The sequence below is a fragment of the Nocardia sp. NPDC051981 genome (assembly GCF_040680715.1).
In the GTDB taxonomy this organism is placed as follows: domain Bacteria; phylum Actinomycetota; class Actinomycetes; order Mycobacteriales; family Mycobacteriaceae; genus Nocardia.
Genome location: NZ_JBFAXK010000016.1, coordinates 59,900 through 83,206 on the forward strand (window position 1 = coordinate 59,900; position 23,307 = coordinate 83,206).

26 protein-coding genes are annotated in these 23,307 nt (G+C 68.0%); 19 read left to right on the plus strand and 7 right to left on the minus strand.

Annotated elements, in window-relative coordinates; all coding sequences use genetic code 11:
* Nucleotides 1-9: 9 nt before the first annotated feature.
* From AB0L60_RS25755 to AB0L60_RS25835, 17 genes are all read left to right on the plus strand, one after another.
* Nucleotides 10-639 carry a PAS and ANTAR domain-containing protein gene (locus AB0L60_RS25755; RefSeq protein WP_364618651.1) on the plus strand — a complete coding sequence of 210 codons (630 nt, stop codon included), beginning with the start codon at nucleotides 10-12 and terminating at the stop codon, nucleotides 637-639.
* 159 nt (nucleotides 640-798) lie between these two features.
* Entirely contained in the window at nucleotides 799-1,872 is a 1,074-nt protein-coding gene (locus tag AB0L60_RS25760) for a HoxN/HupN/NixA family nickel/cobalt transporter (RefSeq protein ID WP_364618654.1), read from the plus strand.
* Nucleotides 1,873-1,966: 94 nt separating this feature from the next.
* Nucleotides 1,967-2,341 carry a hydrogenase maturation nickel metallochaperone HypA gene (gene hypA / locus AB0L60_RS25765; protein WP_364618352.1) on the plus strand — a complete coding sequence of 125 codons (375 nt, stop codon included), beginning with the start codon at nucleotides 1,967-1,969 and terminating at the stop codon, nucleotides 2,339-2,341.
* Complete coding sequence (gene hypB / locus AB0L60_RS25770; RefSeq protein WP_364618354.1) at nucleotides 2,299-3,138, plus strand: hydrogenase nickel incorporation protein HypB; 840 nt, start codon at nucleotides 2,299-2,301, stop codon at nucleotides 3,136-3,138. Before hypA ends, hypB begins: the two co-directional genes overlap by 43 nt.
* A 126-nt stretch (nucleotides 3,139-3,264) precedes the next feature.
* Nucleotides 3,265-4,320: a hydrogenase expression protein HypE gene (locus tag AB0L60_RS25775; protein WP_354844168.1), complete on the plus strand. Its 1,056-nt coding sequence runs from the start codon at nucleotides 3,265-3,267 to the stop codon at nucleotides 4,318-4,320.
* Nucleotides 4,321-4,333: 13 nt separating this feature from the next.
* Complete coding sequence (locus AB0L60_RS25780) at nucleotides 4,334-6,130, plus strand: nickel-dependent hydrogenase large subunit (RefSeq protein ID WP_364618358.1); 1,797 nt, start codon at nucleotides 4,334-4,336, stop codon at nucleotides 6,128-6,130.
* Nucleotides 6,131-6,160: 30 nt separating this feature from the next.
* Complete coding sequence (locus tag AB0L60_RS25785; protein WP_364618361.1) at nucleotides 6,161-7,078, plus strand: NifU family protein; 918 nt, start codon at nucleotides 6,161-6,163, stop codon at nucleotides 7,076-7,078.
* A complete protein-coding gene (locus AB0L60_RS25790) occupies nucleotides 7,075-7,710 on the plus strand; it encodes a DUF5947 family protein (RefSeq protein ID WP_364618363.1) in 636 nt (211 codons plus the stop codon). Before AB0L60_RS25785 ends, AB0L60_RS25790 begins: the two co-directional genes overlap by 4 nt.
* Nucleotides 7,707-8,351, plus strand: coding sequence for a DUF6084 family protein (locus AB0L60_RS25795; protein ID WP_364618367.1), 645 nt, complete (start codon nucleotides 7,707-7,709; stop codon nucleotides 8,349-8,351). Before AB0L60_RS25790 ends, AB0L60_RS25795 begins: the two co-directional genes overlap by 4 nt.
* Nucleotides 8,351-9,676, plus strand: a complete 1,326-nt coding sequence (locus AB0L60_RS25800; RefSeq protein WP_364618370.1) for a hypothetical protein — start codon at nucleotides 8,351-8,353, stop codon at nucleotides 9,674-9,676. Before AB0L60_RS25795 ends, AB0L60_RS25800 begins: the two co-directional genes overlap by 1 nt.
* A 159-nt stretch (nucleotides 9,677-9,835) precedes the next feature.
* Complete coding sequence (locus AB0L60_RS25805) at nucleotides 9,836-10,291, plus strand: hydrogenase maturation protease (RefSeq protein ID WP_364618657.1); 456 nt, start codon at nucleotides 9,836-9,838, stop codon at nucleotides 10,289-10,291.
* A 3-nt stretch (nucleotides 10,292-10,294) separates the two neighbouring features.
* Nucleotides 10,295-10,537 (plus strand): HypC/HybG/HupF family hydrogenase formation chaperone, encoded by a 243-nt coding sequence (locus tag AB0L60_RS25810; RefSeq protein ID WP_354844185.1) that lies wholly within the window; start codon nucleotides 10,295-10,297, stop codon nucleotides 10,535-10,537.
* Entirely contained in the window at nucleotides 10,534-12,858 is a 2,325-nt protein-coding gene (gene hypF / locus AB0L60_RS25815) for a carbamoyltransferase HypF (protein WP_364618374.1), read from the plus strand. Before AB0L60_RS25810 ends, hypF begins: the two co-directional genes overlap by 4 nt.
* 16 nt (nucleotides 12,859-12,874) lie before the next feature.
* A complete protein-coding gene (locus tag AB0L60_RS25820) occupies nucleotides 12,875-13,216 on the plus strand; it encodes a HypC/HybG/HupF family hydrogenase formation chaperone (RefSeq protein ID WP_364618377.1) in 342 nt (113 codons plus the stop codon).
* Nucleotides 13,213-14,325: a hydrogenase formation protein HypD gene (gene hypD / locus AB0L60_RS25825; protein WP_364618380.1), complete on the plus strand. Its 1,113-nt coding sequence runs from the start codon at nucleotides 13,213-13,215 to the stop codon at nucleotides 14,323-14,325. Before AB0L60_RS25820 ends, hypD begins: the two co-directional genes overlap by 4 nt.
* On the plus strand, nucleotides 14,318-15,388 hold the full coding sequence (gene hypE / locus AB0L60_RS25830) for a hydrogenase expression/formation protein HypE (protein WP_364618383.1): 1,071 nt from the start codon (nucleotides 14,318-14,320) through the stop codon (nucleotides 15,386-15,388). Before hypD ends, hypE begins: the two co-directional genes overlap by 8 nt.
* 19 nt (nucleotides 15,389-15,407) lie before the next feature.
* On the plus strand, nucleotides 15,408-16,181 hold the full coding sequence (locus AB0L60_RS25835) for a DUF6390 family protein (RefSeq protein WP_364618386.1): 774 nt from the start codon (nucleotides 15,408-15,410) through the stop codon (nucleotides 16,179-16,181).
* Here AB0L60_RS25835 and AB0L60_RS25840 read toward each other — a convergent pair whose 3' ends face one another.
* On the minus strand, nucleotides 16,182-16,607 hold the full coding sequence (locus tag AB0L60_RS25840) for an SRPBCC family protein (protein WP_364618389.1): 426 nt from the start codon (nucleotides 16,605-16,607) through the stop codon (nucleotides 16,182-16,184).
* 218 nt (nucleotides 16,608-16,825) lie between these two features.
* On the opposite strand from AB0L60_RS25840, the gene AB0L60_RS25845 reads away from it, so the two are divergent.
* Together AB0L60_RS25845 and AB0L60_RS25850 are read left to right on the plus strand one after the other, a co-directional pair.
* Nucleotides 16,826-17,263 (plus strand): hypothetical protein, encoded by a 438-nt coding sequence (locus tag AB0L60_RS25845; RefSeq protein ID WP_364618392.1) that lies wholly within the window; start codon nucleotides 16,826-16,828, stop codon nucleotides 17,261-17,263.
* 83 nt (nucleotides 17,264-17,346) lie between these two features.
* A complete protein-coding gene (locus tag AB0L60_RS25850; RefSeq protein ID WP_364618395.1) occupies nucleotides 17,347-18,120 on the plus strand; it encodes an SDR family oxidoreductase in 774 nt (257 codons plus the stop codon).
* Between the two features lie 76 nt (nucleotides 18,121-18,196).
* On the opposite strand, the gene AB0L60_RS25855 is transcribed toward AB0L60_RS25850, so the two are convergent.
* Genes AB0L60_RS25855 through AB0L60_RS25880 form a run of 6 tightly spaced genes read right to left on the minus strand, consistent with a single transcriptional unit; the run spans nucleotide 18,197 to nucleotide 23,256 of the window.
* Nucleotides 18,197-18,691 (minus strand): hydrogenase maturation protease, encoded by a 495-nt coding sequence (locus tag AB0L60_RS25855; RefSeq protein ID WP_364618398.1) that lies wholly within the window; start codon nucleotides 18,689-18,691, stop codon nucleotides 18,197-18,199.
* A complete protein-coding gene (locus AB0L60_RS25860; RefSeq protein WP_364618401.1) occupies nucleotides 18,688-19,980 on the minus strand; it encodes a nickel-dependent hydrogenase large subunit in 1,293 nt (430 codons plus the stop codon). The genes AB0L60_RS25855 and AB0L60_RS25860 overlap by 4 nt, the downstream gene beginning before the upstream one ends.
* A complete protein-coding gene (locus AB0L60_RS25865) occupies nucleotides 19,964-20,737 on the minus strand; it encodes an oxidoreductase (RefSeq protein WP_364618404.1) in 774 nt (257 codons plus the stop codon). Before AB0L60_RS25865 ends, AB0L60_RS25860 begins: the two co-directional genes overlap by 17 nt.
* Nucleotides 20,737-21,585, minus strand: coding sequence for an FAD/NAD(P)-binding protein (locus AB0L60_RS25870; protein ID WP_364618407.1), 849 nt, complete (start codon nucleotides 21,583-21,585; stop codon nucleotides 20,737-20,739). Before AB0L60_RS25870 ends, AB0L60_RS25865 begins: the two co-directional genes overlap by 1 nt.
* Nucleotides 21,582-22,091 carry a cyclic nucleotide-binding domain-containing protein gene (locus tag AB0L60_RS25875; protein WP_364618410.1) on the minus strand — a complete coding sequence of 170 codons (510 nt, stop codon included), beginning with the start codon at nucleotides 22,089-22,091 and terminating at the stop codon, nucleotides 21,582-21,584. Before AB0L60_RS25875 ends, AB0L60_RS25870 begins: the two co-directional genes overlap by 4 nt.
* Nucleotides 22,078-23,256 (minus strand): 4Fe-4S dicluster domain-containing protein, encoded by a 1,179-nt coding sequence (locus AB0L60_RS25880; RefSeq protein WP_364618412.1) that lies wholly within the window; start codon nucleotides 23,254-23,256, stop codon nucleotides 22,078-22,080. The genes AB0L60_RS25875 and AB0L60_RS25880 overlap by 14 nt, the downstream gene beginning before the upstream one ends.
* Nucleotides 23,257-23,307: the final 51 nt, after the last annotated feature.

The following is a 23,307-nucleotide window of genomic DNA, read 5'->3' on the forward strand; positions in this document are numbered from 1 at the left end:
GAACGGGTAATGGGCGCGGGTCGCCCACAGAGCGTCGGTAGCTTTCGCTTCTTTTTCGGTGACCAGCGGTGGGAGTGGTCCGATGAGGTGGCGGTGATGCACGGCTACCGGCCGGGCACGGTGTCGCCGACCACTGATCTGCTGCTCTCGCACAAGCATCCCGAGGATCGTGCCCAGGTCGCGAGCATGATCGCGCGTTCGGTGAACGATGCGCTGCCGTTCTCGAGCCGCCACCGCATCATCGACACCGGCGGGAACGTGCACGACGTGATCGTGGTGGGTGATCAGATGGTCGACGGCCAGGATCGGGTTGTCGGATCGGCCGGCTTCTACATCGACGTGACCGATGCGCTCGCTGAGCACCGTCAGGAGGCTCTCGACGACAGCCTGCCCGAGCTGTATGCCGCGCGTGCGGTGATCGAGCAGGCCAAGGGCGCGATCATGCTGGTCTACGGTGTCAGCGCCGAGGCGGCGTTCCGGGTGCTCGCCTGGCGATCGCAGGAGACCAACACCAAGCTGCGTGCCCTGGCCGCGCAATTGATGGAGGACCTGCAAGCTCTGACGGACGCGGCGAAGCCGGTTCGCACCCACTTCGACCATCTGCTGTTGACCGCCCACGAGCGAGTACCCGAGCAATGACCCCTGGCGGTTTCCGGGCCACATCCCGCGGTACGCGAACAATCGGTTGCAGCACCGGCGAGCACGGGTTTACCGTCAGAGGGTTCGGTGTGCGTCGATTGGCGGATCGTGGCATCAACAACGCAGCAGCGCAGGCCCTTTCGCTCGTTGCCGAAGCCCCTGGCGCTGACCCGGCAGGAATCGCTGCACATGGTGGCGATGGCCGGGGTGATCGTCGGCCTGCATGTGCTGGGCTGGTTCACGCTGGTCGCGCTCGTCGCCCCGCAGCATCTCAGCGTCGATGACCGCACTCTCGGCATCGGAGTCGGCCTGACCGCTTACACCCTGGGTATGCGGCACGCGTTCGACGCCGACCACATCGCCGCCATCGACAACACCACCCGCAAGCTCATGCACGACGGGCAACGTCCGCTGTCGGTGGGATTCTTCTTCTCTCTCGGACATTCCACGGTCGTCTTCGTGCTGGCGCTGCTGCTCTCGCTGGGCGTGCGGGTCGTCGCCGGGCCGATCGAGAACGACTCCTCGGCCCTGCGCCACTACACCGGACTGATCGGCACGACGGTATCCGGGACGTTCCTCTACCTCATCGCGATCCTGAATCTCGTTGTGCTGGTGGGTATTCTGCGGGTCTTCGGGCGCATGCGCGGCGGCGGCCACGACGAGGCCGAGCTGGAGCGGCAGCTGGCCCAGCGCGGCCTGGTGAATCGGCTGCTCGGGCCGGTGACGAGGTCGGTGATCAAGCCCTGGCAGATGTATCCGATCGGGCTGCTGTTCGGTCTCGGTTTCGACACCGCCACCGAGGTCGCGCTGCTGGTATTGGCCGGCACCAGCGCGGCGGTGGGCCTGCCGTGGTACGCGATTCTGTGTCTGCCGATTCTGTTCGCCGCCGGCATGAGCCTGCTCGACACCATCGACGGCGGCTTCATGAACTTCGCCTACGGGTGGGCCTTCGCCAAACCGGTGCGCAGGGTCTACTACAACATCACCGTCACGGCGCTGTCCGTCGCGGTCGCCCTGATCATCGGCACCATCGAGCTGCTCGGCCTGCTCGCCGGCCAATTGGGCTGGACCGGCGGAATCTGGGATTGGGTCGGCGGACTCGACCTCAACGTGGTCGGTTTCCTCGTGGCCGGCCTGTTCGTCCTCACCTGGGCCATTGCCCTGCTGACCTGGCACTACGGTGGCCTCGAGGAAAAGTGGACCACCGCGCGGCCACCTGGCGCCGGGGAATGACCGGCAGGGGTGAGGTGGTGTGCGGGGAACGGCTCGGGAGTAGCTTGAGAGGGGTCCTTCTCGGTAGGGGTTCTTCTCGACGAGACGAGTCGTTGTGCACGAGATGGCGATTACCCAGAGTGTTATCGATGCCGTCGGCGAACACGCGGCCGGCCGCACCGTCCATAGCGTGACGCTCGAGATCGGCGCACTCTGTGCCGTCGTCCCCGACGCTCTGCGATTCTGCTTCGATCTGGCCGCCGAGGGAACCGTGGCGGCCGGCGCACGTCTGGACATCCATCTCATTCCCGGCATGGCCCGGTGCCGGGCCTGCGGCCGGGACTTCGTCCTGCCCGACCCTGTGCTGCTGTGCCGTTGCGGCAGTGCGGATGTCGAGGTGACCGCCGGGCGGGAGCTGCGAATTCGATCCATGGAGGTGAGCGACCCATGTGTGCTACCTGCGGATGCGGTGGCGAGACGGGCGGACTGATCACGGTCCCCCACCCGCACGACCCGGGCGAAGACCATGACCATCACGGCCACGTCCATGACGACCACGCCCATCACGACCATGGACACCCGGGGCGTGACCATGCCGGCCACAAACACGGCGGTGACCACGTGCACCTGCCGATCACCGAGACCGTGACGCTGGAACAGCAGGTCCTGGCCAAGAACGACCGGCTGGCACAGGAGAACCGCGCCTGGCTCGCCGAACGCGACATTCTCGCGCTCAATATGACGAGCTCTCCGGGCGCGGGAAAGACCACGCTGCTGGTGCGCACCATTCGTGAACTCGGTGGAGCACCCATTGCGGTCATCGAGGGGGATCAGGAGACCCTACTCGACGCCGAGCGGATCATGGCCACGGGATGCAAGGTGGCACAGATCAATACCGGTGCCGGCTGTCATCTGGACGCGGCCATGACCCGGCGCGCCCTCGATATGCTCGCGCCGGAGTCCGGCAGCCTGCTGTTCATCGAGAACGTCGGAAACCTGGTGTGCCCGGCGCTGTTCGACCTGGGCGAGAGCGGCAAGGTCGTGGTGATCTCGGTGACCGAGGGCACCGACAAGCCGCTGAAGTATCCGCATATGTTCTCGGTGGCGACCCTGGTGCTGATCAACAAGATCGACCTGTTGCCCTACGTCGACTTCGACCCGGACCGCTTCGGCGAGCTTGCGCGATCGGTGAATCCCGGAGTCCGAATCCTGGAGATCTCGGCGACCACCGGGGCTGGTCTGGCGCAGTGGTACCAGTGGCTGTCCGCACAGCGCGTGCCGGCTTAGCGACCCTTGAGGCGGTCTCGGGCCGCGCCTAAACTTACGTGATCAGGCTCACATACCGGCCGGTCGTTTTCGAGAAAACGGCGACGCCCGACCCCTGGCATTTCGCTTCGAAGGGTGGCACTTTTCATGCCGACTAAAGAAGCAGTCAATGCGGAGCAGACGCTGATCCACGTTCTCTGGATCAACGCGGGACTCAGTTGTGATGGCGACTCGGTGGCCCTGACTGCCGCCACCCAGCCCAGTGTCGAGGAGATAGCTCTCGGATCCCTGCCTGGCCTGCCCAAGATCGCCGTACATTGGCCACTCATCGATTACGAATGTGGCCCGACCGGGGGAGCCGACGACTTCCTCGAGTGGTTCTTCAAGGCCGATCGTGGCGAGCTCGAACCCTTCGTCCTGGTCGTCGAGGGGTCGATCCCGAATGAGCGTTTGCACGTCGAGGGCTACTGGTGCGGGTTCGGCAACAATCCCGAGACCAACCAGCCCATGACCACCAGCGAATGGGTCGATCGGCTGGCCCCGAAGGCGACCGCGGTGGTCGCGGCCGGCACCTGCGCGACCTACGGCGGCATCCACGCCATGGCCGGCAATCCGACCGGCGCCATGGGTGTCCCCGACTACCTGGGCTGGGAGTGGAAGAGCAAGGCCGGCATCCCCATCGTGTGCGTGCCGGGTTGCCCGATCCAGCCCGACAATCTCTCCGAGACCCTGACCTACCTGCTCTACATGGCCACCGGCCAGGCCCCGATGATCCCGCTCGACGAGGCATTGCGCCCCAAATGGCTTTTCGGTGCGACGGTGCACGAGGGGTGCGATCGCGCGGGCTATTACGAGCAAGGGGATTTCGCCACCGAATACGGCTCGCCGAAATGCATCGTGAAATTGGGGTGCTGGGGCCCGGTCGTGAAATGCAATGTGCCCAAACGCGGTTGGATAAACGGCGTCGGCGGTTGCCCGAATGTCGGTGGTATCTGTATCGGTTGCACCATGCCCGGATTCCCGGACAAGTTCATGCCCTTCATGGACCCGCCGCCGGGCGGCAAATTCTCCTCCACCGCGTCGGGTTTGTACGGCTCGGTGATTCGCAGTCTGCGGCACATCACCGGCCGCACCGTGGACAAGGAGCCGAGCTGGCGGCACAAGGGAGACAAACTGGATTCCGGCGCGGTCCGGACCTGGTAGGGAAGGCAATCCGATGACCGAGATCATTCCCGAGCCCTCGCACCGCACGATCCAACCGGATGCCCTCGTCGAGATGGCCTGGGATCCGATCACCCGCATCGTCGGAAGTCTGGGCATCTACACCAAGATCGATTTCGAGAATCGGGAGGTGGTCGAGTGCCACAGCACCTCCTCGATCTTTCGCGGTTACTCGATCTTCATGCGCGGCAAGGATCCGCGTGACGCGCACTTCATCACCAGCCGCATCTGCGGCATCTGCGGCGACAACCACGCCACCTGTTCGTGCTACTGCCAGAACATGGCCTACGGGGTGAAGCCGCCGAATCTGGGCGAGTGGATCGTCAATCTGGGTGAGGCCGCCGAGTACATGTTCGACCACAACATCTTCCAGGAGAACCTGGTCGGCGTGGACTTCTGCGAGAAGATGGTCTCCGAGACCAACCCGGGCGTGCTGGCCCTGGCCGAGAAGACCGAGGCGCCGCACGCGCAGGCGCACGGCTACCGCACCGTCGCCGACATCATGCGGGCGCTCAACCCCTTCACCGGCGAGTTCTATCGCGAGGCGCTGCAGGTCAGCCGCTACACCCGAGAGATGTTCTGCCTCATGGAGGGTCGGCACGTGCACCCGTCGACGCTGTACCCCGGCGGGGTCGGCACGGTCGCCACCATCCAGTTGATGACCGACTACATGACCCGGCTCATGCGCTACGTCGAGTTCATGAAGAAGGTCGTCCCCATGCACGACGACCTGTTCGACTTCTTCTACGCGGCGCTGCCGGGATACAACCGGGTCGGCCTGCGGCGCACGCTGCTGGGCTGCTGGGGCTCGTTCCAGGATCCGGAGGTGTGCAACTTCGCCTACAAGGACATGGAGAACTGGGGCAACGCGATGTTCGTGACCCCCGGCGTCGTGGTGGACGGGAAACTGATCACCCACTCACTGCTGGACATCAATCTCGGTCTCCGAATCCTCTTGGGCAGTTCGTATTACGAGGACTGGACCGACCAGGAGATGTTCGTCAAGAACGATCCGCTGGGCAATCCGGTGGACCGCCGCCACCCCTGGAATCAGCACACCAATCCCAGCCCGCAGAAGCGCGACCTGGAGGACAAGTACAGCTGGGTGATGTCGCCACGCTGGTTCGACGGCAAGGATCATCTCGCGCTCGACACCGGCGGCGGACCGCTGGCGCGACTGTGGTCCACCGCCCTGGCGGGGCTGGTCGACATCGGCTATGTGAAGTCCACCGGCCACAGCGTGCAGATCAATCTGCCCAAGACGGCGCTGAAGGGTCCGGTCGAATTGGAGTGGACGATACCGGCTTTCGGCAGCAATACCATCGAGCGCAACCGCGCCCGCACCTACTTCCAGGCCTACGCCGCGGCGTGCGCGCTGCACTTCGCGGAGAAGGCGCTCGAAGAGATCCGGGCCGGGCGGACCAAGACCTGGGAGCATTTCGAGGTGCCGGACGAGAGCATCGGCTGCGGTTTCACCGAGGCCGTGCGCGGTGTGCTGTCGCACCACATGGTGATCCGGGACGGCAAGATCGCCAACTACCATCCGTATCCGCCCACACCCTGGAACGCCAGCCCGCGCGACAGTTTCGGAACTCCGGGACCGTACGAGGACGCGGTGCAGGGACAGCCGATCTTCGAGGAGAACGATCGGGAGCACTTCAAGGGCATCGACATCATGCGCACCGTCCGCAGTTTCGATCCCTGCCTGCCCTGCGGTGTGCACATGTACCTGGGTGGCGGCAAGTCCTTGGACCTGCTCCACTCACCCACCCAGGCGCTGACCGCTGAGTAGCGGTCGAGCCGGTACCGGGAGGCGAGCGCGGTGAACGACCGATCCGAGGACCACCGCGCTCAGGCCGCGGACACCGATCGCTGGCGCGAGGCCGGCGAGCGGATCGACACCCTGCTGGGTGCCATTTCCGCCGCCGGGCCCGTGGCGCGGGAGCGCGCCGAGGAACTGGTCGGTGAGATCGTCGGCCTGTACGGTGCGGGACTCGAGCGGACCATCCGGCTGCTCGATCCCGAGACCGTCGAACGGCTGGTGGCCGACGACCTGATCGCCAGCCTGCTGCTGGTACACGGACTGCACCCGCACGACACGCTGACCCGCGTGCGTGCGGCGTTGGACGACGTGCGCCCGTACCTGGGCTCGCACGGTGGCGACGTGGCGGTGGTGGCGGTGACCGACGGCGTGCTGCGGCTGGCCTTCACCGGCAGCTGCCGCAGTTGCCCGTCCTCCGGGGTGACCCTGGAGCTGGCGGTGGAGGACGCGGTGCGTGCCGCCGCGCCGGAGATCGAGACCATCGAAGTGGTTGCGTCCGAACCGGATTCGAATGCCGGGGTGATCCCGGCGGAGTCGCTGCTGGCCCGCGTTCACGCCGACGGTGAGCACGGCGGAACCTGGATCGGGGTGCCCGAGCTGGCACAGCTCGGCGCGGGTGAGGTGGGTGGCTTCGCGCTGGCCGGCGCGGCCGTGGTGGCCTGCCGGGTCGGCGACGAGCTGTTCGTCTACCGCGATCACTGTCCGTCGTGCGGGAATTCGATGGCGGGAGCGGCGCTGCATCGCCGGGCCGGGTTCGGGGCCGGTGCGGCCGTGCTGCGCTGCCCGGTCTGCCGGGCCCATTTCGACGTCGTACACGCGGGCGCGCGCCTGGACGGCGACGGTCATCTGGAACCGCTGCCGGTCCTGATCCGTTCGGGCACACCGCAGGTGGCGGTACCGATGGAGGCGGCCGGATGAATCCCGCCTTCGGCGTGCTGCGCAGGCTTGCGACGTCCCGGCCCGCCCCGGCGCCGGCCGGGGAGCGGTGTGAGATGTGCGGTGAAGCCATCGCCGACACGCACAGCCATGTCGTGAATATCGAAGGCAGACAACTCATGTGCGTCTGCCGGGCCTGCTATCTGCTGTTCACCGACCGCACCGCGAACCTGCGGTATCGCGCGGTCCCGGATCGCTGCCTCGCCTTCCCCGGGGTCAGCATCGGCCCGGGGGAGTGGGATACCCTCCAAATTCCGGTCGGCCTGGCCTTCTTCTTCCGCAACTCCACGCTCGGCCGGACGGTGGCGTTCTATCCCGGTCCGGCCGGTGCCACCGAATCCGAACTGCCGATGGACCAGTGGAGCGCGATCCTGGACCGGCATCCCGAGCTCGCACAGGCCGACGACGATGTCGAGGCGGTACTGATCCACCTGCCCGAGCGCGGCGGCACCCCGACCTGCCTGCTGCTGCCGATCGACGCCTGCTACGAATTCGTCGGGCGCATGCGGTTGCTGTGGCGCGGATTCGACGGCGGGCAGGAAGCCCGCCGCTACATCGAGGAATTCCTCGCCGCCATGACCGCGCGGGCCCGCGTGGTGGGAGGCACGCCGTGAGCCCGGCCTACTCGATCACCTTCGCGGTCCTGGGCATCCGGCCCGAACCGTATGCCGTGACGCCGACCCTGTCGGCGCGGATCGGCATCGCGGCGCTGTCCGAGGAGCCCGTGCACGCCATCGCCCTGCGCGCACAGGTGCGTATCGACCCGAACCGCCGCTCCTACACCGACGAGGAGGCCGCGGGCCTGACCGATCTGTTCGGTCCCCGGGAGCGCTGGTCGGACACCCAACGCTCCTTCCTGTGGATGCATTGCGCGACAATGGTTCCCGGCTTCGCCAGCGGTGGCACCGAGGTGGATCTGCCGATGCTGTGCACCTACGACCTCGAGGTCGCGGGCTCGAAGTACCTGCACGCGCTGCGCGACGGCACGGTACCGCTGTCGTTCCTGTTCAGTGGCACCGTGTTCATCAGGGGCGAAACCGGTTTCGCGGTGCAGCAGGTGCCGTGGGACCGCGACGACCGGTTCAACATGCCGGTGTCGGTGTGGCGGGATCTGATGGCCGCGCACTTCCCGGACACGGGCTGGGTGCGGTTGTCGCGCGAGACACTGGATGAGCTGTCCGCCTTCAAATCCGGTCGCGGCCTGCTCGGCTACGACCAGGCGGTGCGCGAGTTGCTCGCCGCGGGGGGTGCGTGATGAGCGCCGATGTCGCGGCCCGGGCGGCGGCGCGCGCGGTGGCCGACGCGGTGCTCTACGAGGGGTATCTGCTGTACCCGTACCGGGCGAGCGCCCGGAAGAACGTGTGCCGCTGGCAGTTCGGCGTGCTCGGACCCGAGCGGGCGGCCGCCGACGGGCTGGGCGAGGATTCCGAGCTCGCGACGCAGTTCCCGGTCACGGCCGGCGAGCCGGCGCGGATCAGCGTCGCGGTGCGGTTCCTGCACCGGCAGCGGCGCACGGTCCGGAGCCCGGACGGCACCGCCGTCGCGGAACTCCATGCGGCCGGTCGGTCGTGGCTGAGCTGGGACGAGGCCGTCGAGTGCGAGCACGACATCGGCCCGATACCGTTGGCGCACGGCGTTTTTCCGTTCACGGTCCCCGGCGCCGAGGAGAGTGCGGCGATCACTGACGACACCGGCGGCGTGGTCGGCACATTGCTGCGCACCCGGGAACCGCTGCGCGGCGAGCTCGAACTGTCGGTGGACGACGCTGGCGGATACCGCCGAGTGAGCATCGTCCTGCGCAACACCGGCGCGCCCGCCACCGACCCCGATGACGCGCTGGCCCGCTCGCTGCTGGGCGCGCACCTGATCGTCGAGCTCGACGGCGGGCGGTTCCATTCGCTCACCGATCCGCCCCCCGACGCCGAGGATGTCGTCGAAAGCTATTGCCACCACCGCTGTTTCCCGGTGCTGGCGGGCCCGCCCGGCCAGGACGAGCTGCTGCTGGTCTCCCCGATCATCCTCTACGACCATCCCGAGATCGCCCCGCAGAGCCAGGGCCCGCTGTTCGACTCCACCGAGATCGACGAGATCCTGGCGCTGCGCGTGCTGACCATGACCGACGAGGAGAAGCGTGAGGCGCGCGCCACCGATCCGCTCGCCGCCGAGATCATCGATCGCTGCGAGCGCCTCGACGCCGAGCGACAGGAATCCCTGCACGGAGTGCTGCGGGAGGACCCGTCCCCACGGGTGCTGCCCACGCTGGCCGACGGTGTCGACTGGTGGGATCCGTTGGCCGACAGTGCCGTTGCGCCCGACACCGACGCGGTGGCGGTGGCCGGGGTGCTGGTGCGCAAGGGCAGCCGGGTGCGGCTGCATCCCGGGCGCCGCGCCGACGCGCAGGACCTGTTCTACGCCGGCCGCACCGCCAGGGTGGTCACGGTGCACGAGGACGTGGACGGCGGGGTGCACGTCGGCGTGGTCGCCGAGGACGACCCCGCGGCCGAATTGCACGAATGGTACGGGCGCTACCTGTATTTCGCCCCCGATGAGATCGAGCCGCTGGACGGCTCGCCCGAGTGAAAGGAAGGGCCGGAGATGGCAACGGTAGGAGTGGTCGCGATAGTGATCGTCGCCCTGGCCGCGTTGTTCGCGCTCGTTGTGGGCCTTGTGTCCATCCCCGATATCCGCAGGTACTTCCGGATACGGCACATGTGAGCGGGTGATCGCACGACACGGGTACTGGTCGCCGGGATCGGCAATATGTTCCTCGGCGACGACGGATTCGGATCCGAGGTGGTCCGGCGGCTGCCGCCGGACCACGACGCCGGCGTGCGCGTCACCGACTACGGCATCCGGGGCCTGCACCTGGCCTACGACCTGCTCGACGGATGGGACGCGCTGGTGCTGGTGGACGCGATCCCCGATCGCGGCGAACCGGGACGCGTGGAGGTCTTCCGTGCCGAATCCGGCGGCGGTGCTGCCGGATTCGATGGGCACGCCATGCACCCGGAGGCCGTCTTCGAGACCGTTCGCGCACTCGGCGGCGCGGTGCCGCCGACGGTCGTGGTGGGCTGCCAGGTGTGCTCGGTCGACGAGCGTATGGGACTGACCGACGTGGTCGCCGCCGCCGTGCCCGCTGCGGTCGCGGCGGTCCGCGACGTGCTGGCCGAACTACTCGCCCGGCAGGAGGTATGAGCCGTGTGCCTCGGAATTCCTGGCCTGGTCGTGGAGATTCTCGACGGCTATCATGACCAGATCGCGCTCGTCGACGTTTCCGGTGAGCAGCGGAAGGTGAATGTCGGCCTGCTGGACCAGGATCCGGTCCGGCCCGGTGACTGGGTGATCATTCACATGGGTCTGGCGGTGGAGAAGACCGATGCGGCCGGTGCGGCCGCGGCCCTGGACGGGCTGCGGCTGCTGCGCCAGGGAGATGCGCCATGAGCGCCGGGCGCGGCCGCCGCCGCGTGGTGGTGCGCGGCGTGGTTCAGGGCGTCGGCTTCCGGCCGTTCGTGTACACCACCGCCGCCGAACTCTCGCTGGCCGGATCGGTGTCCAACGACAGCTGCGGCGTGATCATCGAAATCGAGGGCGCGACAGCAGATCTGGCGGAGTTCGTGCGGCGGATGCGGTTGGATGCGCCGCCGCTGGCGGTCGTCGAATCCGTCGAGTGCCTCGAGATTCCGGTGCGCGGCGGCACCGGCTTCCATATCGCCGCGACCAGCCGGGACGGGACCGGGCGCACACTGGCCTCACCCGATGTGGCGATCTGCGCCGAGTGTGTCGCCGATCTGTGCGATCCGGGCAACCGGCGCTACCGGCACCCCTTCGTGAACTGCACCAACTGCGGTCCCCGGTTCACCATCATCGCGAGCCTGCCCTACGACCGCGATCGCACCAGCATGGCCGGCTTCCCGATGTGCGCGCGGTGCGCCGGCGAGTACGCCGATCCCGCCGACCGGCGCTTCCACGCACAGCCCATCGCCTGCCCCGACTGTGGTCCCCGGTTGTCCTACACCGGCCCGGGCGCCGGTGAACCGGTCGCCGCCGCGCGAGAGCTGTTGCGCGACGGCGGAATTCTCGCCGTCAAGGGCATCGGCGGGTATCACCTGGCCTGCGACGCCGGGAACGAGACGGCAGTGGCCGAGCTGCGCCGGCGGAAACGCCGCGGGGACAAGCCGTTCGCCGTCATGACGGCGGATCTGGATACGGCGCGGCATATCACCGAGATCGACGAGACGGCCGCCCGACTGCTGACCGGGCCCGCCCGGCCCATCGTGCTGCTGCCACGCGCGAGCCGCGCCGCTGGTACCGAAACCGGCGGGCGCGCTCCGGAATTCGCCATCGCGCCGTCGGTCGCCCCGCGCAACCCCGACCTCGGTGTGATGCTCGCCTACACGCCGCTGCATCTGCTGCTCTTCGGCCTGCCCGGCGACCCGCCCGGCCCCCGGGTGCTCGTGATGACCTCGGCGAACCTCGGCGGTGAACCCATCTGCTACGACGACACCGACGCCCGGACCCGGCTGGCGGGTCTGGCGGACGCCTGGCTCGCGCACGACCGTCCCATCCTGGTGCCCTGCGACGATTCGGTACTGCGGGTGGTCGACGGCATGGAACTGCCGTTGCGTCGTTCCCGCGGCTTCGCCCCGCTGCCCCTGGCCCTGCCGCTGCCGGTCCAGCCCACGCTCGCGGTGGGTGCGGATCTCAAGAACACCTGTGCCGTCGGCGACGGGCGCTATGCCTGGCTCAGCCAGCACATCGGCGATATGGACGATCTGGCGACGCTGCGCGCCTTCACCGACGCCGAACACCATCTCGAGGAACTGACCGGCGTGCGACCGGTCGTCCTGGCCGCCGACGCTCATCCGCGCTACCGCTCGACCGCATGGGCCCGGGAACAGGCGGGCGAGCGGCCGGTGCGCACCGTGCAGCACCATCACGCGCACATCGCGGCGGTCATGGGTGAACACGGACTCGATCCGGCGGCCGCCGTCCTCGGAATCGCCTTCGACGGCACCGGGTTCGGGCCCGACGGCGCGATCTGGGGCGGCGAGGTGCTGGCGGCCGGATACAAGGGCTACCGGCGGCTGGCGCACCTGCGCTACGTACCGCTGGCCGGTGGCGACGTGAGCGTGCGCCGCCCCTACCGCATGGCGCTGGCGCACCTGCGGGCCGCCGGAATCGCATGGGCCGAGGATCTTCCCGCGGTGGCTGCGTGCCCGCCCGCCGAGCGGGCTGTGCTCGCCCACCAGTTGGACACCGGATTGGGCTGCGCGCCGACGTCGAGTATGGGCCGGCTGTTCGACGCCGTCGCGGCACTGGCCGGGGTCCGGTTCGAGGTCGATTACGAAGCGCAGGCCGCGATCGAACTGGAATGGCATGCGCGCGGGGTGGACCCGGAGTCCGGGAATTACCGGTTCGCGAGGCCGGATCGGGCCGGAGACGGGGACGGTCCGTCGGTGTTCGACGCCGCCCCGGTGATCGGCGCCGTGATCGGCGATGTGCGGGCGGGCGTCCCGGTGGGGATCATCGCGGCGCGTTTCCACGACGCGGTCGCGCGGCTGGTCCTCGGCCTCGCGGCCGACTACGCCACCCCGGCCACCCCGGTCGTCCTGACCGGCGGCGTGTTCCAGAACGCGCTGCTGCTGTCGGCCGCGCGTGAACTGCTGGTGGACAACGGTTTTCGAGTCTTGACCGCTCATCGGTTGCCGCCCAACGACGGCGGCCTGGCATTCGGGCAACTACTCGCCGCCGAGGCGGGTTGAGCGAAGGGAGCAGCAAATGTGCCTGGCAGTCCCGGGAAGGGTTCTCAGCCTGCAAGAACGCAATGGCACCCTGATGTCGATCGTGGACTTCGGCGGCGTGCAGAAGGACGTATGCCTGCAATACATCCCCGACGCCGCGGTCGGCGACTACGTCGTGGTCCACGTCGGTTTCGCCATTCAGCGCCTCGACGAGGAATCCGCCCTGCGGACACTCGCCGAGTTCGAGCATCTGGGTGTTCTGAAGGAGGAGTTCGGGAACGGATTCGAGATCGCGGCCGCGCAGGCGGGCCTGGCGAATCCCGAAGCAGCGCAGGAGTCGACAGGACAGGAGTCGGATGAACCGGAGGTGGGGTCGTGAAGTACCTCGATGAATTCAGCAACCCGCAGCTCGCCGGGGTTCTCCTCGAGCGCATCCGGGAAGGCGCAACGCGCCGCTGGGCGATCATGGAAGTGTGTGGCGGGCAGACGCATTCGATCATCCGCCACGGCATCGACCAACTGCTGCCCGAGACGATCGAAATGATCCACGGGCCCGGCTGCCCGGTGTGCGTGACCCCGCTCGGCATGATCGACAAGGCTCTCGACATCGCCGCGCAGCCCGGCGTGATCTTCTGCTCGTTCGGCGACATGCTGCGGGTACCGGGCAGCTCCAAGGACCTGTTCCGGGTCAAGAGCGAAGGCGGGGATGTCCGGGTGGTGTACTCGCCGCTCGACGCGCTCGAGCTGGCGCAGGCCAACCCCGATCGGCAGGTGGTGTTCTTCGGCATCGGCTTCGAGACCACCGCGCCCGCCAACGCGATGACCGTCTATCAGGCGAAACGGCTTGGCATACGGAACTTCTCGCTGCTCGTCTCGCACGTGCTGGTGCCGCCCGCCATCGCCGCGATCATGGAGTCACCGTCGTGCCGGGTGCAGGCGTTCCTGGCCGCCGGGCATGTCTGCACGGTGATGGGTACCCGCGAATACCCGCCGCTCGCCGAGAACTACCGGGTGCCGATCGTGGTCACCGGGTTCGAGCCGCTCGACATCCTCGAAGGCATCCGGCGCACCGTCATCCAGCTCGAATCCGGACGCCACGAGGTGGAGAACGCCTACCCGCGAGCCGTCGCCGAGGCGGGCAACCCGGTCGCGAAGGCGATGCTCGAAGACGTCTTCGAGGTCACCGACCGAGCCTGGCGCGGGATCGGCGTGATACCGCGCAGTGGATGGCGGCTCTCGGACCGGTATCGCGAGTTCGACGCCGAACAGCGGTTCGCCGTCGGCGACCTGCACACCGCCGAGTCCTCGATCTGCCGTTCCGGTGAAGTGCTGCAAGGGCTGATCAAGCCGCACGAGTGCGCGGCGTTCGGCAAGCAGTGCACGCCACGCAACCCCCTCGGAGCCACGATGGTCTCCTCCGAGGGCGCGTGCGCCGCCTACTACCTGTACCGGCGCCTGGACCTGCCCGCGGAGGTGGCACATGCGTGAGGAGATCTCGGCGCCCGTCGACCTGGCGAACTGGGTGTGTCCCATGCCATTACGGGATTCACCCACCATCGTCATGGGGCATGGTGGTGGCGGCGCGATGTCGGGGGAACTGGTCGAGCATCTGTTCCTGCCCGCCTTCGGCGCGGCCGCCGAGGCCGGGATGGGGGACTCGGCGGTGCTCACCGTCGGGGAGTCCAGGCTCGCCTTCAGCACCGACTCGTTCGTGGTCAAACCGATGGTGTTCCCGGGCGGATCGATCGGCGAGCTCGCTGTCAACGGCACGGTCAACGACCTGGCCATGGCCGGTGCGCGACCGCTGGCGCTGTCGACGGCGTTCATCCTCGAAGAGGGCACCCCGCTGGCCGAGATCGCGCAGATCGCCGGGGCGATGGGTACCGCCGCGCTCGGCGCGGGCGTCACCCTGGTCACCGGCGACACCAAGGTGGTCGACGCCGGGCACGGCGACCGGGTGTACATCAACACCACGGGTATCGGCGTGATCGACGAGGGCGTGGACATCCGTCCTCAGCGCGCGAGTGTCGGGGACGTGGTGATAGTCAGCGGCGATATCGGCCTGCACGGCGTCGCGGTGCTGAGCTGTCGCGAGGGACTGGAGTTCGGTACCACGGTGTGCAGCGATACCGCACCACTGCACGGCCTGGTGGCTGCCATGCTCGCCACCGGCGCCGACGTGCACGTGCTGCGCGACCCCACGCGCGGCGGTCTGGCCGCATCGCTCAACGAGATCGCCCATACCGCGAAAGTCGGTGTGGCACTGGAGGAGAACAACATTCCCATCCCGGCCGAGATCCGCGACGCCTGCGGACTGCTCGGTCTCGACCCGATGTACGTGGCCAATGAGGGCAAGCTGGTCGCCTTCGTCGCGGCCGAGGACGCGGATCGGGTGCTGGCCGCCATGCACGCCCATCCGCTCGGGACACGGGCCGCCGCGATCGGCGTCTGTGTGTCCGAGCATCCGGGCATGGTGGTGGCCAGGACCGCCCTCGGCGGTACCCGGGTGGTGGATCTGCCGGCTGGTGAACAGTTACCCAGAATCTGCTGAGGCGGAAGGGAATTCGCCCATGGACCCGGTCCACGTCGACGGGACCGAGATGTTCGCGCGCTACGCCTACGCGCCGAACGCGCTCGGCTACTGCGGGCCGCCCGACTCCGCCGGGCTGCGTGGCGGGTCGAGCGCGGCGGTGCGGGCGACCGCACCGCTGTTCTCCGGAGCGTGGCCGTATCTGTGCGTGATGTCCGCGCTCACCGGGATCGAGGATCCCCTCGACGCCCGGCTCGTCGAATCCTATTGGCTCGGTGGCGGAGTCGGCGCCGCGCTGGATCCGGCCGAGTTCGGCGCGGCCCTGCTCGCGCGCATCGGGCCGGTCGCCGGACAGTATTGGGCGCACCTGAGTGCCCGCCTGGCCGTGGAGGCCGCGCCCAACCACAGCTTCCACGTGCTCGGCGTCTACCCCTGGTCCCGGCTGCTCGATGCGGCGGGTGAAGGCCCGGCCCTGCGGATTCTCGACGACTGCCGGATCACCTGGGCGCGAGTGATCGATCGGAGCGACTCGCAGGTTCTGGTCCGCTCCCGCCGGTTGAGCTGGAATGGCCACAGTCTGGGCCTGTCCCGGCCCGAGGACCGGAGCCTGGACGTCTGGCACGACGGGTACGCCGCCGTGCCGGACGTCGAGGTCGGCGACATCCTCGCGGTGCACTGGAATCACCTGTGCGGGCGGCTGTCACCCGCGCAGGCTGCCGCGCTCGCTACCACGACCGTGCGCCAGATCAGGGTGACCAACGAGCGGCTGGCGTTCGACCGAAATTCGATGAGTGCCAGCGCATCCGGGACCTGATCAGGACCGGCCGAGGCGCTCCGCCAGGATCGTGGCCCGGGCCAGTTGGACCTTGCGGGCCTGGCCGGAGGCGAAGGCCATCAGTCCGAGCGGGGTGCGCAGCCGGAGTTCGTCCTCGATGCGCGTGCCTTCCGGGCCGTCGGCGAACTCGAAGCGGTAGGCCATGCGAACGCCGCCGGGGCTCTTGACCTCACCCCATACCGCCTTACCGGGTGTCCCCTCGAGTGATACCCGGATGCGGTTGTCGTATTTCAGCCCGAGGAGCCGGAACCGTTCGACGGCAACGTACGAGCCCTCCTGGACATCCTCGACCGCCACGACGAGCGGCGACAAGCCGATGTAGTTCTCGGGCCGGGTCAGATGCTCGTAGGCCGCTTCCATCGGAGCAGGGACGGTGAACGTGTTACGGAGAATCTTTTCCGGCATTCCCGAACTCTAGCGGTCACGCTGGTATCGGCTCTGCACGACGGGTGACCCATCATCTGGTGTTCCGGAAACCGGCGTAGCACTCCGACCCGATCAGGCCGGCGTGTGGATTTCGGTGACGATGGTGTACAGCTCGATGATGGTGCCGTCCTGGGTGCGGGCGATGTCCATGCCGACGACCTGAAGACCTGCTACCTCGGTGCATCAGCGCCGGGGGTGTGCTGGAACTTCAGGCCATCGGGGACGAGTCCGAGGACTGTTCGGGGTTCTACCTGGAATTTCTCGAGTTCAACGAGGGTGTCGGCGAGTGCGAGTTATCGCTGGAAAGGTCAGACATGCGTTACAAGCCAACGTGTTTGGGCTACCTTCGGACTGACGTGTCCGGGGTGGCGCAGCTGTGGGACCAGAGCCAAATCCGCAAGCTCGCAACACGTCTGGGCTACGACTTCGCCGACACGGTGATCTATGACCCGAAGTTCGGGAGGCCCCCGTTCGCTCGCCTGAAGGCGCAAGCGATCCGTTTGGATGCCGAAGCGGTCATTGTGCTAGCCCTGAGCACACCGAGAATGTCCGACATCAGGAACGCTCGTCCGCGATGGACCCGCATCGGAATGAGCTTCGCGATTGGGGCCGCAGCCCTGGTTATGCTGCCCTGACGGTAGGGCTGCCGGGGAGGGCGGTGTTGGTCTCGAACGCAGGCTACGATTGACCAAGCAATTGCTTGGTAGAGGGAGAAGTAGTGAGCGATGACTTCCGGGGACGTGATGGTGCCGCACTGGTCGTCGGTGGCACTGGAGGGATAGGTGCCGCGGTGGTCCGCCTGCTGGCGCAGCGGGGCAGCGATATCGGACTCACCTATCGCGCGAATCGAGACGCGGCCGAACTGCTGACGAAGGACGTCGAGCGGGTCGGACGCTCATGCCGCGCCTGGGCGCTGGATCTCACCGATCCGAGTGCGGTCGCGGATGTCGTCGGGCAGTTCGAACAGCGATTCGGCGGTCTGCACACCGTGGTCTACGCCGCCGGGCCCCACGTCCCGATGGTTCATCTGAGCAGCGTGTCGCCGGAGCAGTACCGGGAGCAGTTGACTGCCGACGCCGCGGCGTTCTTCAACCTGATGCACGCCACCCTGCCGCTACTGCGCCGGTCGCAAGGCACAGTTGTCGCGGTGACCACCGCGGCAACCCGACGCTATCCGGTCCGGGATGGCCTTTCCGCCGGGACCAAGGGTGCCGTGGAAGCCGTCGCCCGAGGCCTGGCGGCCGAAGAGGGTCGCTATGGCATTCGCGTCAACTGCGTCGGTCCGGGTATGCTGACCGACGGCATGGCCGAACGCCTGATCAATTCCGGAGATCTCGATCGAACCGCGCTCGAGGTCGCCCGCCGCAATATCCCGCTGCGCCGCTTCGGGAACGCGGACGACATCGCGGAAGCCGTCGCATTCCTCGCATCGGACCGAGCGGACTTCATCTCCGGCCAAACACTGGACGTCGACGGCGGATACACGGTTTGACGGGCCTCACCGACCGACCGCTGGTTCGCTGACTGTGACGACTATCGGCCCGATTGCAGTCGACCCGGCTGTGCGTTCATTCACCCGTTGGGATGCGACCATCCGTTGGGATGCCGAGGCGGGCGAGTTCGGTCCGGACGGTGGCGATGACGTCGGGGAGTGCGGCGGCGACCGGGGTGGAGAGGCCGACGCCGAGGTCGAGGCGGAGAGCTTCGACGGCGATGACGACAAGTTCGGCGGGGACGCGGCCGAGGGCGCGGCCCAGGGGGAGGGCGTCGGGAATGCCCATGGCGTGGGAGCTGGCGGCGTGGGTGAGGCCGCGCAGGGCATCGACGGTGGTGCGCCAGACCCGGCCCGGGGTGGAAGGTTCACAGAGGACGGCATCGACCACGATCGCCAGCTCCGCGTCGGCCCAGAGATCCAGCAGACCCGTCGGCTCGCCGTCGCTCAGTGCCACGAGAACGCCGGGCAGGCCCAGCCTTTCGAGTTCCGTGGCCACGGCGGGGCCGATGCCGTCGTCGTGCCGGTACTCGTTGCCGACGCCGATGACGACGGCTCGTGGACCGCTCATCGGCGCACCACGTCGAGCTCGAGGAAGTGGGCCGAGCATGAGATGCACGGATCGTAGTTGCGGATGGTGCGTTCGCACAGGGTGGTCAGCGCCGCATCGTCCAGGTCGAGATGCTCGGACACCACCTGGCGAAGATCGTCCTCGATGGCAGCCTGGTTCTGGGAGGTCGGCGGAATGATGGTGGCCGCCCGGATGGAACCCGCGTCGTCGATTTCGTAACGGTGATAGAGCAATCCGCGTGGGGCCTCGCTGATGCCGTGGCCGACGCCCGGCCGTGGCGCGCAGGGCGCCGCGGGGTGCGCGGGCGGCTCGTAGCCGGCAATGAGGCGTAGCGCTTCATCGATGGCGTACACCACCTCGACGGCGCGAACAACGATGCTGCGGAACGGATTACGGCACTGCGGGCCGAGCCCGGCCGCGGCGGCTACCTCGCGGGCGACTGGGGAGAGACGCCGGGAGTTGAGGCTGTATCGGGCCAGGGGACCGGTCAGATAGCTTCGCCCGTCCAATCGCGCGTGGAGCGCGGTGGAATGCGGAACCTGTTCCTCGACCACATGCTCGCCGAATTCACTTGCGGGGAAGTCGAGTCCGGTGCTGGTCGACACGGTGCCGTCCTCGATGGCGTAGCGGTCCGGCGCGGTGGCCGCGAGGAGATCGTGGTCGAGCTCCAGATCCGGGAATTCGAATTGTGCCACCCGGCTGGCGGTTTCGATCGCGTAGTCCTGGGCCCGGCGCAGCTGTTCGGCGACCGGCGCCAGATCGGCGCGCCCGGGCACCGAGTAGAAACCGCCGACCCGGACATTGACCGGGTGGATGGCACGGCCACCGAGCAGTTCGAGCAGCGTATTGCCCGCCTTCTTGACGGCCAGCCCGTGCTCGACCAGTTCGCGATGGTCGGCGGCCAGGGCGATGGCGTCCGGGTAGCCGAGGAAGTCGGGCAGGTGCAGCAGGTGAATGTGCAGGGTATGACTCGAGATCCACTCGCCGCAGTAGAGCAGCCGGCGCAGCGCGGTCAGCGGCGGATCCAGTGTGACGCCGCATACCTGTTCGAGCGCGTTGCAGGCGCTGGTCTGATAAGCCACCGGGCAGATGCCGCAGATCCGGGCGGTGATATCGGGTGGCTCGGTGTACGCCCGGCCGCGCAGGAAGGCCTCGAAGAAGCGCGGCGGTTCGTAGATATTGAGCTCTGCCCGCTCCACCCGGCCGTCCTCGACGACAACCCGCAGCGCGCCCTCGCCCTCCACACGCGCCAGCGAGCTGACCCGCAATTGCCTACTGCGATGGCTCATCCCGGTTCCTCTCGGCGAAGTCCGGCGCGGCCACCGCGACCGTGCTGAACACTCGGTCGATATCGACGGTATCCATGCCGTTGATCCGCAGGATCGGCAGCAGCGCACCGATATTGGGCCGTTCCATCGGGCCGAAGCAGCCGTAGCAGCCGCGATGATAGGACGGGCACAGGGCGCCGCATCCCGCCTGGGTGACCGGGCCGAGACAGGGAATGCCGTCGGCGACCATTACACAGGTATTGCCGCGGCGCTTGCATTCGGTGCAGACGCTGGTGTTCGGCAGGTCGGGTTCGCGCCCGGCCAGCAGCGCGCACAGGGTTTCCAGCAGTTGGCGGCGGTCGATCGGGCAGCCGCGCAGCTCGTAGTCGACCGGCACATGCGCTGCGATCGGCGTCGCGGTGTCCAGCGTCGAAATATATTGCGGGCTGGCGTATACCACCGACGCGAATTCGGTGATGTCGGCGAAGTTGCGCAGCGCCTGGATGCCGCCGTGACTGGCGCAGGCGCCGATCGTCACGAGAATCCGTGACTGCGCGCGGATCTCGAGGATGCGGCGCTGCTCGTCGGGCGTGCTGACCGAACCCTCGACCAGCGACACGTCATAGGGCCCGGGCTCGACCGCGCTGCTCGCCTCGATGAAATGAGCGATGCGGACCCGGCCCGCCAGCGCGAGCAGTTCGTCCTCGCAATCCAGCAGAGTGAGCTGGCAGCCGTCGCAGGAAGTGAACTTCCAGACCGCGAGAGTGGGTGTCGTCATCAGAGCTCCCGTACCGAAAGCAGGGGTTCGGCCACCGCGTAGTCCACGACCGGGCCGTCGCGGCACAGCAGCAGCGGACCGAGCTGGCAATGGCCACAGCGGGCGACACCGCATTGCATATTGCGTTCCAGGGTGACCCGGATATCGGTGGGCGGGACGCCCTTGCGCAGCAGGGCGTTCGCGCAGAACCGCATCATCGGTTCGGGACCGCAGAGGAATGCCGTGGTGTTGCCCGGATCGACGACCAGTTTCGCGAGCGGTTCGGTGACGAAGCCGATCGGTCCCGTCCAGGCGGGACCCGGATGGTCGACGGTCTGATGCAGTTCGAGCAGGCCGTCGCCGGCCCAGACCTGCTGGTCGTCCCGGAAGAGGATGTCATCGGGTGTGCGAGCACCGGTGATCAGGACGATCCTCCGAAACTCGGTGCGCCGCGCCAGCGCCTCCAGCACGACCGGCCGCAGCGGCGCCAGCCCGACTCCGCCGCCGACGATCACCAGATCGCGCCCGGCGGCGGAGCCGAGATCCCAACCGGTCCCGAACGGTCCGCGCACTCCGATCATCGCGCCGACCGGAGCGTCATGCAGGGCCGCGCTCACCGCCCCGACCGAGCGGATGGTGTGCTCCAGGAAATCGACTGCGACACAGGGATTTCCACTGACCGAGATGGCGACCTCACCCACGCCGAAACGGTAGAGCATCATGAACTGCCCGGCCCGGAACCGTTGCGCGGCAGCGTCGACCGGGGCGAGAACCAGGGTTGCGGTATCGCTGGTCTGCAGGATACGGCGTGCCACCCGATACGGGAGCATGGTGTCCGCGGACGCGCCGGCGCGGGCCTCGGCGATCATCGGCCGTCACCTGACGTGCCCAGGCGTATCGGTGTGGCGGTACAGGTTTCGGTGGGATTGCGGTAGAGATCCAGCAACCGGGCGCGGGTGGCCTGCAATCGTTCGAGGAGCGCCTCGAACAGCAGCAGCGTCAGCGCATGGCCGAAACTCGGGTCGGCGCCGGCGAATTCGGTCAGCCGAGTCGAATCGAATTCGATCGCTCGCACGGGTTCGGCGGTGATCGCGCCGAAATGCCATCGGTACGGCGGAACCAGCCACGACCAGCCGAGGAGATCGCCCGGACCGAGTGTCTGCACCACGACATCGCCACGCCCCGGCACCCCGGCGTCCAGCACCACCCGTCCTTCGCTGATGAGCCAGCAGCGGTCGGCCCGTTGGCCTTCCACGATCAGGCGCTGCCCGGCCGGATAGTGCACCGCATGCCCGGCTCGGGCCAGCGTTTCCAGCTTCGCGCGGTCGAGTGCTGCCAGCGAGGCGAACGCGGACAGGTCCTCAGCGGTGACCATCGTCGGCCTCCTCGCGCAGTTCGACGAGCCGGCCCATCTCAGCGGTCAGATCGATACCGGCCGGGCACCATGCGATGCAGCGTCCGCAGCCCACACAGCCGGAGCTGCCGAACTGGTCGTACCACGTGCCGAGTTTGTGGCTGAGCCACTGCCGATACCGGCTCTCGCCCGACTGCCGGACGCTGCCGCCGTGCACATGGGAGAAATCCAATTCGAAGCACGACGCCCAACGCTCCCAGCGTTCGGCATGGTCGCCGGTGAGATCGGTGACGTCCTCGGTAGTGGTGCAGAAGCAGGTGGGGCACACCATGGTGCAGTTGCCGCAGGTCAGGCAGCGGCTCGCGACGTCCTCCCACTGCGGTGATTCGCGGGATTCGCGAATCACCGCGCGCAGGTCCGCATCCGGCATGCTGCGGCCCATGCGACCCGCTGCGGCCGCCACCTCGGCGCGGGCGTCCGCGATCTCGGCCTGGGTCGCCGGGTGTGAGCGGAGCTCGGCGAGTATGCGCTCGCCCGCCGCACTGCCCACCTCGACCAGGAACCGATGCCCGCTCTCGTCGATGCGTTCGGTGAGCGCGAGATCGTATCCGGCCGAGACGCCCGGCCCGGTGCCCATCGACGCGCAGAAACACACCCCGCCCGGCTCGGTGCAGTTCACGCCGACGATGAACAGACCGGCGCAGCGGGCCGCGAAAGCCGAGTCCGGGTACGCATCTCCACCGAGCACCCGCGCCAGAATGCGGATGGCGGCCATATCGCAGCCGCGCACACCGAGGAATGCGGCGGGGCGATCCGGTTGCGGTGGCTGCGACGGCGGCTCGGTCGCCGGTGTCGGCGTCGGACCGTCTCCGGCCGCTACGAGATTCAGGTCGGCGTCCAGGCGTGCGATCAGGCGGTGCGGTGGATGCAGGAACTGCTTCCACGATCCCGGCCCGGCCGAATGCGCGAAGACCGCCTGGTCGGTGCGGCGATACACGCGATACCGGCCCGGCTCGGTGTGCACGCCCCACCCGGCGGGCAGTGCGGCCGGCGTGTCGAGTTCGTCGAGGATGATCGCGTTGTCGCGCATCGTCGGGCCGATGACCCGATATCCGTTCTCCTGTAACACCACGACGAGCCGGTCCAGCCCGTCGCGGTCGATGGTCACGGTGTCGCCGATGGTCACGGAAGCCTCCGTTCTGCGCGTCGTTCGATTCCAGTCTGGTCGGCGCGGCGC

Excerpts from the sequence above, each read along its gene's own strand:
- AB0L60_RS25755 (WP_364618651.1), top strand. The coding sequence starts at position 10 with ATGGGCGCGGGTCGCCCACAGAGCGTCGGTAGCTTTCGCTTCTTTTTC.
- hypB (WP_364618354.1), top strand. The coding sequence starts at position 2,299 with ATGTGTGCTACCTGCGGATGCGGTGGCGAGACGGGCGGACTGATCACG.
- AB0L60_RS25775 (WP_354844168.1), top strand. The coding sequence starts at position 3,265 with ATGCCGACTAAAGAAGCAGTCAATGCGGAGCAGACGCTGATCCACGTT.
- AB0L60_RS25780 (WP_364618358.1), top strand. The coding sequence starts at position 4,334 with ATGACCGAGATCATTCCCGAGCCCTCGCACCGCACGATCCAACCGGAT.
- AB0L60_RS25790 (WP_364618363.1), top strand. The coding sequence starts at position 7,075 with ATGAATCCCGCCTTCGGCGTGCTGCGCAGGCTTGCGACGTCCCGGCCC.
- AB0L60_RS25800 (WP_364618370.1), top strand. The coding sequence starts at position 8,351 with ATGAGCGCCGATGTCGCGGCCCGGGCGGCGGCGCGCGCGGTGGCCGAC.
- hypF (WP_364618374.1), top strand. The coding sequence starts at position 10,534 with ATGAGCGCCGGGCGCGGCCGCCGCCGCGTGGTGGTGCGCGGCGTGGTT.
- AB0L60_RS25820 (WP_364618377.1), top strand. The coding sequence starts at position 12,875 with ATGTGCCTGGCAGTCCCGGGAAGGGTTCTCAGCCTGCAAGAACGCAAT.
- hypE (WP_364618383.1), top strand. The coding sequence starts at position 14,318 with ATGCGTGAGGAGATCTCGGCGCCCGTCGACCTGGCGAACTGGGTGTGT.
- AB0L60_RS25835 (WP_364618386.1), top strand. The coding sequence starts at position 15,408 with ATGGACCCGGTCCACGTCGACGGGACCGAGATGTTCGCGCGCTACGCC.
- AB0L60_RS25840 (WP_364618389.1), bottom strand. The coding sequence starts at position 16,607 with ATGCCGGAAAAGATTCTCCGTAACACGTTCACCGTCCCTGCTCCGATG.
- AB0L60_RS25855 (WP_364618398.1), bottom strand. The coding sequence starts at position 18,691 with ATGAGCGGTCCACGAGCCGTCGTCATCGGCGTCGGCAACGAGTACCGG.
- AB0L60_RS25860 (WP_364618401.1), bottom strand. The coding sequence starts at position 19,980 with ATGAGCCATCGCAGTAGGCAATTGCGGGTCAGCTCGCTGGCGCGTGTG.
- AB0L60_RS25865 (WP_364618404.1), bottom strand. The coding sequence starts at position 20,737 with ATGACGACACCCACTCTCGCGGTCTGGAAGTTCACTTCCTGCGACGGC.
- AB0L60_RS25870 (WP_364618407.1), bottom strand. The coding sequence starts at position 21,585 with ATGATCGCCGAGGCCCGCGCCGGCGCGTCCGCGGACACCATGCTCCCG.
- AB0L60_RS25875 (WP_364618410.1), bottom strand. The coding sequence starts at position 22,091 with ATGGTCACCGCTGAGGACCTGTCCGCGTTCGCCTCGCTGGCAGCACTC.